General features: G+C 57.0%; 10 protein-coding genes. 4 read left to right on the forward strand and 6 right to left on the reverse strand.

What is annotated here, in order from left to right; all coding sequences use genetic code 11:
• Window positions 1-59 precede the first annotated feature (59 nt).
• The 4 genes from ccsA to Pan181_RS12615 form a co-directional block, all read right to left on the reverse strand.
• A complete protein-coding gene (gene ccsA, locus Pan181_RS12600) occupies window positions 60-3,662 on the reverse strand; it encodes a cytochrome c biogenesis protein (RefSeq protein ID WP_145247168.1) in 3,603 nt (1,200 codons plus the stop codon).
• Window positions 3,663-4,769: a hypothetical protein gene (locus Pan181_RS12605; protein ID WP_145247169.1), complete on the reverse strand. Its 1,107-nt coding sequence runs from the start codon at window positions 4,767-4,769 to the stop codon at window positions 3,663-3,665. It lies immediately after the preceding gene.
• A 216-nt stretch (window positions 4,770-4,985) separates the two neighbouring features.
• Window positions 4,986-6,575 (reverse strand): helix-turn-helix domain-containing protein, encoded by a 1,590-nt coding sequence (locus Pan181_RS12610; RefSeq protein ID WP_145247170.1) that lies wholly within the window; start codon window positions 6,573-6,575, stop codon window positions 4,986-4,988.
• Between the two features lie 55 nt (window positions 6,576-6,630).
• The gene (locus Pan181_RS12615; RefSeq protein ID WP_145247171.1) at window positions 6,631-6,993 is read right to left on the reverse strand and encodes a hypothetical protein; all 363 of its coding nucleotides are present in this window, start codon (window positions 6,991-6,993) and stop codon (window positions 6,631-6,633) included.
• Between the two features lie 1,147 nt (window positions 6,994-8,140).
• On the opposite strand from Pan181_RS12615, the gene hisN reads away from it, so the two are divergent.
• Window positions 8,141-8,968 carry a histidinol-phosphatase gene (hisN, locus tag Pan181_RS12620; protein WP_145247172.1) on the forward strand — a complete coding sequence of 276 codons (828 nt, stop codon included), beginning with the start codon at window positions 8,141-8,143 and terminating at the stop codon, window positions 8,966-8,968.
• A 77-nt stretch (window positions 8,969-9,045) separates the two neighbouring features.
• On the opposite strand, the gene Pan181_RS26115 is transcribed toward hisN, so the two are convergent.
• Window positions 9,046-9,207 (reverse strand): hypothetical protein, encoded by a 162-nt coding sequence (locus Pan181_RS26115; protein ID WP_197529216.1) that lies wholly within the window; start codon window positions 9,205-9,207, stop codon window positions 9,046-9,048.
• A 112-nt stretch (window positions 9,208-9,319) separates the two neighbouring features.
• Window positions 9,320-10,366 (reverse strand): DUF1559 domain-containing protein, encoded by a 1,047-nt coding sequence (locus Pan181_RS12625; RefSeq protein ID WP_197529217.1) that lies wholly within the window; start codon window positions 10,364-10,366, stop codon window positions 9,320-9,322.
• A gap of 387 nt (window positions 10,367-10,753) precedes the next feature.
• On the opposite strand from Pan181_RS12625, the gene rpmB reads away from it, so the two are divergent.
• Genes rpmB through gatA form a run of 3 tightly spaced genes read left to right on the forward strand, consistent with a single transcriptional unit; the run spans window position 10,754 to window position 12,932 of the window.
• Entirely contained in the window at window positions 10,754-11,017 is a 264-nt protein-coding gene (rpmB, locus tag Pan181_RS12630; protein ID WP_145247174.1) for a 50S ribosomal protein L28, read from the forward strand.
• A 46-nt stretch (window positions 11,018-11,063) separates the two neighbouring features.
• Complete coding sequence (gatC, locus tag Pan181_RS12635) at window positions 11,064-11,354, forward strand: Asp-tRNA(Asn)/Glu-tRNA(Gln) amidotransferase subunit GatC (protein ID WP_145247175.1); 291 nt, start codon at window positions 11,064-11,066, stop codon at window positions 11,352-11,354.
• Between the two features lie 42 nt (window positions 11,355-11,396).
• On the forward strand, window positions 11,397-12,932 hold the full coding sequence (gatA, locus tag Pan181_RS12640) for an Asp-tRNA(Asn)/Glu-tRNA(Gln) amidotransferase subunit GatA (RefSeq protein WP_145247176.1): 1,536 nt from the start codon (window positions 11,397-11,399) through the stop codon (window positions 12,930-12,932).
• Window positions 12,933-12,934: the final 2 nt, after the last annotated feature.

Raw genomic sequence — 12,934 nt, forward strand, 5'->3', positions numbered from 1 at the left:
CAGCTTGCACCCCTTATCCAGCGATTGCTCATCGCTACCAGCTTGTTCTTTAGGTTGCCCTATTTCACTCTTGGGGCAGGCCCTGAAAAGTGCCACGGTATCAGTCCGATCACAAACAGTACCATCTGGCTCACGATGAACCACCACAGGTAGAACGCCAGGTCCGGGCGGAAGGCATACGCGTGCAGTCCCACGCTCAGTTGGTTGACGCCAAACCAGCTCCACGCGGTCACGATGTTGCCCAGGATGGTCAGCAGTGCGAGTCCGCGAGGGCCAATCATTCTGTCCCAGCGGGCGTGCAAAGCAACCGCGTTCCAAAGCACAATTAACAGGGCGCCGTTTTCCTTGGGATCCCAGCCCCAGAAACGTCCCCACGAATCGTCGGCCCACAGTCCGCCGAGCACGGTACCGATGAAGCTGAACAGGATGGCAAAGCAGAGCGAGCCATACATCATCCCGTAAATCTGCCGGCGTTCCTTCTCGCTGAACATGTTGAGCACCTGCACGCCGATGACGTACACGATGCCAAAACAGCCAGCCAGCATGGTGGTCGCGTAGCCAATGTTAATCGACAGCACGTGGGTGGTCAGCCAAAATTGCGTATCGAGCACCGCCTGCATCACGGTAAAGGTATCTTCGTCCAAACCAAGGTAGTGGGCGATCAACAGCGTGGTGAAGCCCACCGCCGAAGCCACAAAGCTGCCGAATCCGAGCTTGAAGATCGACTCGAAAACCAGCATCAACAGCACCATTACCCAACCAATACAGATCGCGGTCGTATACAAGTTGGTGATCGGTGGTCGATCGGAGATATACACCCGCGCGGCAATGGCCAGCGTGTGGAAGACCAGCGTGACCGCGACAATCGCAATCGCACTGCGCCCGAGTGTCTTGGGGAGCACCAGCCAGGAGGAAGCCGAAAGAATCATCGCTACCAGATACATGATCGCGGCGTAAAAGAACGGGGCTACCCCGTTGAACCACGCTTCGAACGCAATGCGGTCGGAGTCGAGTTTTTCGACGGTCTTCATCTTCGAGACCTGCAGCGAGTTTTCCGGAGCGTTGAGTTCTGCCTCGTATGCCTTCGCATACAGGTGGTACTGATCGATTGCCTCGAGGAACTTCTCAGGCCGGTCCTGATACCATTCGATCATCGCAGCGGCCAGTGGTCGCGCAGGGACGTTCGTCTGACGCTGTTCCGCGGCCGACATCAAATAGTCGAGGGTGCCTTCGAAAACAGTTTGCCACTCCCCATCAACACTCGTCGGCACCACCGCGCGGACCTTGGGTCCCTGTTGCAAGGATTTAAAGGTCTCTCTGTCGGACTCCATCGACTGAGTCATCGGTACGGAGTAAGCATTCTGGACCTTGCGATACGCCAGCAGTTTATCCATGAGCTCCATGATGTCGTTCTGATAGAGCGAACGGAACTGAGGGTCTACCTGGTCGGCCTCTCGCGCTTGGGCGATCAATTTGTCGAGGTTCTGACGGATCTCGCTTGCCGAGTAACGATAGAATCCAGGCCGCGCATCGAGTCCGAGGGTAGAGAGCAATTCGGGGTTCACGATGCGGAATACGTAGTATTTGTCGGCGACCTCTTTGCCGGTTGCCACGTCGAGGAGCCACTGCGTTGCACTAATGCGATCGCGCTTGTTTTCCAACGAAACGCTGGCTTCCTGACGCTGGCAGAACCACTGCAGCATGTTGCGGGCTACGGTGTCGAAAGGCTTCACGCGGGCTTCGTCGAGCACGGGCAGCGTCGCTACCGATTGCAGCGAGATGCCATTGGCCTCAGGTTCTTTCGGACGAGCCAGACCTACGTAGATCGCCAGCGTCAACGTCCCCACGATTACTGGTACCACGATTTCGGAACGCAGCCACTGGCCGCTGAACGTTTCGGTAGGTTCCGGTGTGGTTTGATTCAATTCGCGTAGTCGGCGATTGAGGAATCGTAACAGGATGATTCCAAAGTGCACCAGCATGCCGACACCCACTGCAGCGCAAGCGATGTACGGCACCATCCAACCCTCGTTTTCCACCACCTGCAAGATGGTTGTCTTCTCCGTCCATTGATCGAAACCAGTCTGGTAGAAGGTTTCGCCACGATAGCGGAGCGGGTTATTCATGAAGATGTGGAAGTCGATCACGCTACCGGTTTCGTGATCGGTAAGGGTCACATCGGCCGAGTAGTTCTTCGCTTTACTACTACCGGCGAACTTATCGAACGAAAAATCGCGAAGTGCGATATCGTAAGGTTTGTAGATACGCTTGTATCGCATTGAGATCGCCAGCGGAGTATCGCTGCCTTCGACGACCTGTTCGCCAGAACCAGTGGGGTAGCCCGCCCAGCTTTGGAACATTGGGCCGAACAACATGGTCGGCTCTTTGTCGAAGAACAGAGTCACCAGGTACTGGCCGAGAGACTCTTGCGACTTCTTGTCGAGCAACTCGATGTAGGCCCCGGGGAAGACTTGCTGCGGATTCACCTCGGCCGACTTGGCCTCGATCGTACGCGCGGCTCCACGCAACGGAGACTCGCCGGTGGGAGGAGCCTGGGGGGCGATGGTCATGTTGGGGAAGTACTCCACCACCTTCACGTCGACTGGCAGTTCGTCGCTACGGATCACCCGGTCTTCGGAATCGGCCGAGGCTTCAGCCGCTTTGGCGATTAGCTCGCCTGGGATCACGGTCACGTGATCCGTCTCCTCGGAACTGCGATCGATGATGGCCAGCTCCGTTTCGCGGTCGTCGTACACCCAATTGGCCGAGCCCCCCTCGGGGATGATCATCTTGGCTTCGACATTGGTTTCGGCCACGTAGAACTCATGAGCCATGAGCATCGCAATGCCGATGTGCAGCAGAATGACTCCACTACGTTTGTCGAACAGCAACGCCAGCGCGGCCAGCAGCAGGCTGCCTGCGACCGAAGCTTGCAGCCCTTGCCATACGATGCGCATGCCGGCATCGGGGATGCGCATCTCAGGGTTTACGAACAAGTAAATCGCTGCCGCGAGCATCGCTACGTTGAGCGCGGCCAAGGTGAACCACTCCGGCTTACGGATCTTTCCCCAAGCGAGCGAAAGCAAGTAGGCGGCGCCCAAGACCAAGCCGGCATAGGCTCCCCGGCAGAGATTCCACAGGTTCGCGGAAAACTCCGAGGTCAAACTCGCCTCGTACGCCGAATCGAGTGCGCGGGAGATCACCAGCCAGGTAGCAAGCGTTCCCAAGGCTAGGACCAACAGAGCAGCAGCTAACCGAGTTCCGCGGGCGCGTACTTTGTAACGAAGCGTATGGGCGGCAAGCAGGTTGATTGCCATGGCTCCGCCGATCAGGTACCCGCCGGGAAAGAGGAAATGCCCAGTCCAATCAAGCTTGTTCGGCTTGAACACGCCGAGCAGAGTGGGGATGATCTGCAACTCAATCTTGGCAAACCAAACGCGGAAGTACCCTTCGTTCACGACTTTCCAGATGTCGTTTTCCTTCTGAGCGAGCGTGCCTGCCATGACGAGCATCATGAGCAACACGAGGAGCACGACGGTTAGCTTAAGAGAAGCTAAGCACTTCCAGAGCAACAACAGAGGACTCTGCTCCCCTGGTTTATGTGGTGGGGTGCCGTTGGAGGTGACGCGAGGATTATTTTCGATGACTTCTGCAGTGGCCATTTATTCGCCCTTCCCTTCTTCCATGCTTGGACTAGCGATTTCAACTGCTGCCAGAAGTTGATCGTAGGCTTCGCGGTTGGCGTCCACCGCTTCAGGTGTACCGGTGAGTTGAAAGAACCAAGCGTGTCCATCTTTCACGACCATGGCAGCCAGCATCCGCTCACTGTTGTCGTCTCGATTGATGGTGGCCAGCCAACCTTGGGTACCGCTGATTTCGATGCGTTCAGTCTCTTGCTCAATTTGGTCTTGGGTGACCTCGCCGAGCCCTAGTTGACCACGCCAGCGATTGAGGTTGAAGAGCGGGTCGCCCATCATGCCAAAAGCAGCAAAGTCGGAGAGCTTCACCGTGGCTTGCAGGTCGCCTTCGCCAACTAAGTAGCTTCGACTACCCATGCTACCTCGATCGCTAAGCTGCCAATCGTCGGGAATGGTGACCTTCAGCTCAGGCTTCGCTGTAGGCCTGTCGGGGGGCGACGTCGCAGGTGGAGCCGAGGTGGCTGGAGGAGCCATGCCCGACGCTCCTTGGGCAAATGGGGCGAACGGGGCCGACATGCCAGAGCCGGACGAGTTGCCAGTGGCGTCGAACATCCAGACCTTTTCTCCGGCAACCGTGATGGTTTCCATGCCGGCTGCGGAGTCGACCTTCTCCACCGGGGAAAGCCCGAGCTGTCCCCGCCAGCGGTTGAGGTTCATTAGCAGGTAGGCATCCACATCGCTGCCGTCATAGCCTAGTTTGCTGATGGCGATTTCTAGCGGCGGATCTCCTTCCGGCAGCACAATAGTTGCTTCGCGAAACTGTGTCGGTGGCTTGGTTTGCCAGCCTTCGGGGACTGTCCAGCGAATCGCCCCTGGATCGTCTTCCGGCAGGGTGATCTGGTCGACGAATCCGCGCAGTTTGCCTGCCGCTTCGGCGATGGCATCCGGCGAGCCGGTGGTCTTTACGAACCACGCGTTGTCGCCTCGCAAGAAAGTAGCCACTAGCATGCGCTGCGGCGTAGGCGAAGCAGCCATCGGCATTTGCGGCATCGTCGGAACACTAGTCACCGGCTGCTCTGCTTCGCGAGCAACATCGTAACTAGTGATTTCAGGCGCCTTGTCGCAACCCATTAAAGGGATACACAGCAGGCAGACAGTTAGCGCAAAGAGAGTACAAGCTGGCCGAAAAGGCATGGCATCACCGGATGGGAGGCACAAGGTGGGCGTACACAGCGGGATCCAATATCCCAGTGTGCGTTTTCGGCATTATAGTGCCGCCACCGCGCGCAAGTACACCCGCGTTCGGATGGGTGCGACCGATTGTCGCACCCGATGGAAGTCGCCGGCCTAGGGGAATAGGAATCCGCTTAGGCTATCGATCAACGAACTGTTGACCGCATACGGTTCTTCCCAACTCCACATGCTACGAACCACATCCAGGGCCATCATGCCACACAAGCTGAGCAGCACCAGGCACATGGTGAGGAACACCACCTGCCAGCCAGTGAACTGGACTTCGGCCTTGGGCACGACGGCCGTTTGCGAGAAACCCGCTCCAGCCGGCATCGCCGCCGCGCCCATGCCAGCAGCGGCGTCGTCGCCACCGCCGCCGAGCAGGTCGTCGGCTTCCTGGTTCTCTTCAAAGGCATCCAGAGCGATCACCTGCGAGCTGTCGTCTTCGTCGTCGGCCCCGGCGTCTTCTTCCATCGGCGTTAGCTCAAAGTCGCCCATCGGTTCGTCGGACACCAAACCGGAGGCTTCGCCGAAGTCGATGCCGCTGCCGATGGACGAGCCAGCCAGATCGAGGGCCGCGTCGTCGAGAGACAAACCGCTGTCGGCTGGCGACAAATTGATCCCGCTGTCGGCAGCCGACAGAGTTACATCGCTGCCATCGCCGAGTACGAAATCATCGTCGTCGTCGTCATCGTCGCTGTCCAATTCCAGAGCTGACAAACCCGACAAGCCAACATCGCCGGAGGGGGAATCGTCGAGGCTGAGCTCGGAGCCCGATTTATCGCCATCGAGTCCCGACAGACCGATATCGGAACCTACTAACCCGTAATCGTCGTCTAAATCGAGATCCAAGTCGCTGGTTTCAGCCGCTTTTTGCTGAGCCTGGTTACTGGCGGCAGCAGCTTGAGCGGCCGCGACGTCTTCAGGACTCAGAATGCGGCTCGATTCGGCTTCGAGGTCGATTTCGAGCTCTTCAATGTTATCGAAAGCACTATCAGAAGCTTCGCCCACTGGCAAATCGCCAGTACCTTGGTTGGAATCGAGATCTTCCAAGTCAGCGAGCTGGACATCGCTTTTTGCCGCGTCGGAATCGCTAGCCAGTTCAAGATCAAGGGCGTCATCCAGATCCGAGCGACCAATAATAGTGCTTGGCGGACGGTCGGGCGAGTCGCCGAGTTCGGACTCGCTGAGCAGGATCGATTCGGGATCGTCGCCGGAGTCGAGTTCCAAGTCGAGGATGTCGTCTTCCTCATCCACGGGGGGCTTCGGAGGATTGCTCGAGACCTGTGTCGGAGGAGCAGGCGACTCGTCGTCGAGATTCAAAGTGACGTCGGCCGAGCTGCCGGTGGTCAGGTCGAGTTCCAACTCGTCATCGTCTTCGAGTTGAATGTCGCTGAAAGAGGGATCGTTGGTGGTCAGCTCCATGTCGTCGGCAATCGAATCGCTGCCGTCGCTGCTGTCGTCCAACCCAAGATCATCGCCAAGCGTCAGGTCGTCGAAATCAAGATTGATTCCCGAGTCTTCCGCATCGAGCTGAGGGATGCCTTCGGCCTGCATCCGTTCGATTTCCTCTTTACGGAACTTCCAACTGCTCCCGTCGCGATAGGCACGTAGTTTACCTTGCTCACGCAGAGCGTTTAGTTGATCGGGGCTAATGTTGAGCTGCTGAGCAGCGTCGTCCATTGTGACGAACTTAGGATCCATGGCGTTTCTCTAGGGGTTGCCTCTTCGATCACGGCCATGGCTTCGCTGGTTGCTACTAGTGACCAGCGGCGCCTTCCAGACCGTTTTTGATTTCTTGTGGCAAGGGTGCCTTGCCTTGAAAGTGCAGCATCTGCAAATCCCATTGGATTTGGCGAATGCTTTTGAGTTCTATTTCTCCACTGTTCCTGTCCACGTGATATACACCGAGCACTTGTTGCTGCGGATCGTACACCACGGCCGTTATTGGTTCGCCCGGCTGCGACACGACTTGCAGACAGCCAGGTGGTAGTTCGTTGCTAGGTAATTTGGGTGCAGTACGCTCGGCATTGGTTGCTTGACCAAATGCACCACCTAACCACGATCCAGCTACCACTACGCACAAGGCGACAAAAAGTGCCGAACGTCGACTATCGCTCATCGCTACTCCTCCATGAACGGGCGAAGACCGGTTCCTGCGTCACCGGACAGCCCGCACAATAGTCGAGCTGGCCGCAAACGGCAATTCCTACCCCCTTATTCTAAACAACCACCCTTCTGGATCAAGCTAAATACCAGCAGCATATGGAGTTGGGACACGATTGAACGATCTGCAAAATCCCCCCAATAGGACCGTCGGCGTCACTTTTTGTGAGTTAAACGGATTGATCAGCCGTCGCGTCGTCAGGTGACGAGCTATGCGTCGCGCAAGGGAACAGAACACAAGGCGTTCAGTATCGAAACCGGGTTGCCCTCCCCTGCTGCTTTCGAGTCGTTCGGACCTGCATCTATCCGCAGGTGGTCGAGTCTTGCCACCTCTCTGGGCGGGATAGATTCCCACCGCTACGCAAATAGATTCCCAACTTACCCACCGATGGGAAAATTGAATCGGCGCCCAATCTACAAAACCAGTGGTTTTCGCACCCGAATAGATTCCCATTCCCCAAAACGCATCGAGTGGGAATCTATTTTCGCAGTGGGAATCAATTGTAAGTCGTTGATAGGTAATAAGTTGCATCAACACCTCCGCGATAGTTGCCCAAAATAGATTCCCACCCATGGGAAACTATTTTGGGGAGGAGTCAGGGATCAGGATTCGGGGACCAGGGAAAGTGGGATTTCGGAATGCGGAATGCGGAATGCCATCTTGAAGGAGCTTCCAGCGACGCAGTCCCACCAGCGCATTACCGACACGCGCAGCAGCGAACGCCCACGCAGGCAACCAATCGCTTGCGTGTCGCTAAAAGTCTGACATGAAAACAAGCACTACATCTCAGTCACCTCCGATCACTAAAAAGCCAACAGCCGATAGCTGATAGCCGACAGCCAAAATACCTGTTCATTAGAGCACCGGTGGTGGCCAGTTTTCAGCAAATTATGGGCCTTTTTAGAAGCTGTTTCTCACTGCGAGCCTCCGGCGAGAGCTTTGACCGGGCTTTCATTTTGAGCCTGCCAGCTAGTTCCGTACCCGGGCGGTGAGGAGTCTCCTTCGTCCTGGCCAGAGGTGAGCGCTCGAATTACCTATAGCAGCGACGCTCTTACCCAGGGGATGGCCTACCCTTTTCGGCAGTTCGTGGTACGCTGACGCCATGGACCGCACAAATGAAAACCAAGCCCGACTCGATTGGGCCCTCGAAATCGCCTGCGAGGCGGGAAACGTCACTCTGCAGCACTTTCGGCAACCGACGCTGGAGGTTGAACGCAAAGGGGATGACTCGCCGGTTACGATCGCCGATAAAGCCGCCGAAAACCTGCTGCGGGAGCGAATTTCTGAGCGATTTCCCGACGACGCCATCATTGGCGAAGAGCATGGCCAAACAGCCGGAACATCGGGGTTCACTTGGGTGCTCGATCCGATCGACGGAACCAAGAGCTTTATTCACGGCATTCCGCTCTACGCCACGCTAATCGGCGTGCTGTATGGCGATCCGGCAGATGCCAGCTCAGGAACCCCCGAAGTGGGGGTGATACGTGCTCCTGCGCTCGACGAGATCGCCTACGCCCGACGTGGCGGTGGCGCCTGGCATCAACGCGGTTCAGAGGCACCGCAGCAAGCAAAAGTCGCTCAAAAAACCGAGCTTTCCGACGCTTTGATGCTTACCAGCGAAGTCGGCAGCTTCCGTAAACGGAAGTCGGGCCAAGGCATGGCCGCTTACTTAGAGTTGGATGAGAAGGTCCGCTTGGCTCGCACTTGGGGCGACGCGTATGGCTACCTGATGGTCGCAACTGGCCAGGCCGACGTGATGTTCGACCCCGAGATGAATCTATGGGACGCCGCCGCGCTGCAACCCGTGATCGAGGAAGCAGGCGGCGTGTTCAACGACTGGCAAGGCACACCCACAGTTCACAGCGGCGAAGCGGTAGCCGCTAACGCATCGCTGATGCCGGCTGTTCTAGAAAGCCTTAAAGGCAGGTAGTGCACCTCGCCGCATGCCTGGGCAACATTATTCTGCCCAGGGCTGCGGTTTTAGCGGCGTCTCAACTCAAGTGACTCTTAGCGTCCGTCGGCTGCAGATCGTTCCGACATGGCATCTTCACGTTGCTGCACGGCTTCGGCCTGTTTCTCTTCGTCGGTCTTCTCTGGCTTCGAACTGCAACCAACAAACGTGGTGAGCGTAAGGGCGACGGTCAAGAAAGCGGTAATGAACTTGGTCATGTTTCGTCTCTGTGGGCGAAAGTGATTGAATCTAAGAAAACTTGCGTACCAAGACTTACAGGAGTCTTGGTACGCAAGAACTGAGTTTAGAGATAGATCTGGGCGTTAAAGCCTAGCGACGACCACCACCGCCACCGCGATCGACTTCTTCTGGATTACCAGCGCGGGTGCCGTAGTCGAGCCAAACATCGAGATCGATGTCTTCCTGGATGGTTTGCACCGAACCGTCGCACAACACCATGTTGATCACACCCATGTGATGGCTACTCGGTGGCGATACCAAGTCCCACCAGCTCTGAGCACCTTGTCGCATGCAAGGGGTGTTGGGAGGCAAAATGTGGTTGAACCAGTTACGCCACATGGTGCCTTCTTGCCAAGGGTAGCCACGCCAGCGCCAGTCGGAATACTGCTTGCCTTGCCAGTCGTTCGACATCAGCGAGGTGCGAGCCGCTTCGACGTTGGTCACAGGAGCCGAAGGCATGACAAAGCAGTCACGCAGCGGATCGACCGCTTCGCCGGTATTGGCTAAACCGTTGAGAACCTCAGCAAATGCAGAGGTATTGCTGAGTCCGTCGATGATTCGGCGAACTTCCAACGGACGCAACCGAGGATAGGTACTGCCGTAGGAGCCAGTGACACGGTCGGGACCGAATACACCGTCCCACTTACGCGACAACTTTACCCAACCGCCAGCGTTGGCATGGTAGTTGGTCCAGCCCATGGTGGTTCCCAGGCCATCTTTGCTGAGCGAGTCGCTCGGGCAAATCAGCATGCCGAGTTCGTTCGCCGAAATGGCTTCGTTGTGTGGACTCCAGGGATCGCTCTCCCCCGGATCATCATCAATCACGAATGCATCCGCAATCTGATTCTGTTCCATATATGGAAGGAGCAGAGCGTGGGCCGACCAGTAACCGGGCGAGTTACCGATGGTACCCAACGAGCCGGCCGGGTATTCGCCCTTGGCCGATTCGTAGTTAAGCAGTGAGAGCCCTAGCTGCTTTAGGTTGTTCGCACATTGCATTCGGCGGGCTGATTCCCGCGCGGATTGAACCGCGGGCAATAGCAGTGCCACCAAAATGCCAATAATGGCGATGACAACCAAGAGTTCGACGAGTGTAAAACCGATACGTTGGCGACGCGCGAAAAGAGTTTTTGACACAGGATATTTCTCTGGATTGAAAGGAACGCCTGTCCTCTTCTTGTTTCCCCTATATAGACGATTGATGCGTAAACGTCCAAGCGTTACACAAAAGCTCGCCAATTTTTTTCAACTTCTTCGATTCCATTTCTCAAAATGGCTAGAAACTCGGTAATTACTACAGTTTTCCATTTATCCGATTCCCAATAGTTTTTGTTGGCCAATCTGGCGGTTAACCGTCGCTTGGGAAGATGGGTAAAGGCGGCCCTGGTGCTGTTCCGCTCTCAGGCAAAAGTGGACCTCGAGGGCCAACCCCGCATTGCATATCTCGTTACCACCTGTATACTTACGAGCTTACCAACTCCTGCATATCGCAGTCGACTAAGACGTTATCGAGAGATTCAAGTCATGGCTAAGCAATGCGAAGTTTGCGGCAAGGGGCCGCAGATGGGCAATCAAGTCACCATCCGTGGTAAGAAAAAGTACCTGGGCGGTGTCGGTACCAAGGTGACCGGCATTACTCGCCGGCAGTTCAAGCCGAACCTGCAAAAGGTGAAGGTCGCCGCTGAGGATGGCAAGAGCGTGCACAAATGGGTCTGCACCCAGTGCATTCGTGGTGGTGCTATCCGCAAGGTGGTGCAAATAGCTCCGTTTACCGTTCCCGCCAAGTAGTTGCTGACCTCTGGTTGACAGCTAAATCTACCTTGCTACGGTTTCCATGTCGCTCACTGCTGCCGATGTCGAAAAAGTCGCGCTGCTCAGCCGGTTGATGCTATCGCCGGAAGAGTTGCAGTCGCTGACTAGCGAAATGGCTAGCATCGTGGAGTACGTGGACCAATTGGCAGAGGTCGACACTTCCGATGTCGAACCGATGGCTCACGCGGTGGAAATGCACAACGTGACCAAGGACGATGCGGTTGCCCAGAGCCTCTCTCGGGAGCAAGCGTTAGCCACTGCTCCCAAGCATAATAACGAAGGCTATTTGGTACCGGCTGTTCTGGGCGACTAGACGGTTCCTGCGCCTAATCCGAACTCGCAGCCACACGGTATCATGTCTCTTACCTCGCTATCCGCCGTCGAGCAAAGCCGGAAGCTACAGGCAGGCGAGGTATCGGCCGTTGATTTGGCGCGAGCCTATCTCGATCGGATCGACGAGCACAATCCGGGCGTTGGTGCTTTCTTGCGCTACGACGCCGAGCGAGCGCTTACCGCTGCTCGCCATATCGACGAGCGGCGTAAAGCTGGCGAACCGCTCGGTCCGCTGGCTGGAGTGCCAGTCGCGGTGAAGGACATTCTGGCCGAGCAAGGCGAACGGACTACTTGTGCGTCGCGGATGCTCGAAGAGTTCCGGGCCCCTTACGACTCCACGGTCATCGCTCGACTAAAGGCCGCCGACGCGGTGCTGCTCGGGCGTTTGAACATGGATGAGTTCGCCATGGGGGGCTCGACCGAGAACTCAGCCCTCGGCAAAACAAGCAATCCCTGGGATCTCAAGTGCTCGCCAGGTGGTTCGAGTGGTGGTTCAGCCGCTGCGGTGGCCGCTGATTTTGCCCCGCTCACTATTGGCACCGACACCGGGGGGTCGATCCGCCAGCCAGCAGCATTCTGCGGCATCACCGGCATGAAACCCACCTACGGGCGGGTCAGCCGCTTTGGGCTGGTTGCCTTTGCGAGTAGTCTTGATCAAGTCGGACCGATGGCCCGCTCGGCGGAAGACTTGGCTTTGCTCTACGGAGCGATCGCCGGCCACGATCCACAGGATTCCACCTCGCTGAATCAACCGATCGGCGATCTGTCGACCATCAGCCAGCCGCTGAAGGGCCTGCGCATCGGCTATGCCAAAGAGCATTTTGCCGCTGGGCTTGATGGCGAAGTCGACGAAGCGGTTCGCACCGCACTCAAAGTGTACGAAGCGCTCGGCGCCACGTTGGTCGAGGTGTCGCTGCCCCACAGCAAATATGCGGTGGCCACTTACTATGTGATTGCCCCCTGTGAAGCTTCGAGTAACCTCGCGCGTTACGATGGTGTGCACTACGGCTACCGTTCGGATGTGGCAAAAATCACCGCCGAGCTCTCCGCTCAACGTGCTGCGTTAGAGGAAGCCGGCGAGCGTCGCGCGGCCGAAGATCTCGATACTCCGTTGGTGCGAATGTATCGCCAGAGCCGCAGCGAGGCCTTCGGCCCCGAAGTCAAACGGCGGATCATGCTCGGCACCTACGCCTTGAGCGCCGGGTATTACGACGCCTATTACTTGAAGGCCCTCAAAGTGCGGCGATTGATTCGCCAGGACTTTGATAAGGTCTTCGAGCAGGTCGACGTGCTGGCAGGTCCCACGACCGCGACGCCAGCTTTTGAGTTGGGTTCGCTGGTCGACGACCCGTTGGCCATGTACCTGGTCGACCTTTATACCGTCAGCGCCAACCTGGCCGGCGTGCCTGCGATGAGCCTGCCTTGCGGGTTCTCCAAGAGTGGACTCCCCATTGGTCTGCAGTTGCAGGCCAAACCACTGGCGGAAGAAACACTGCTGCGGGCCGCATACATGTATCAGAACGAAACCGAGTGGCACTTGCAGAGGCCAGCGCTGTAGCC

This window comes from Aeoliella mucimassa (assembly GCF_007748035.1).
Taxonomy (GTDB): Bacteria; Planctomycetota; Planctomycetia; order Pirellulales; family Lacipirellulaceae; genus Aeoliella; species Aeoliella mucimassa.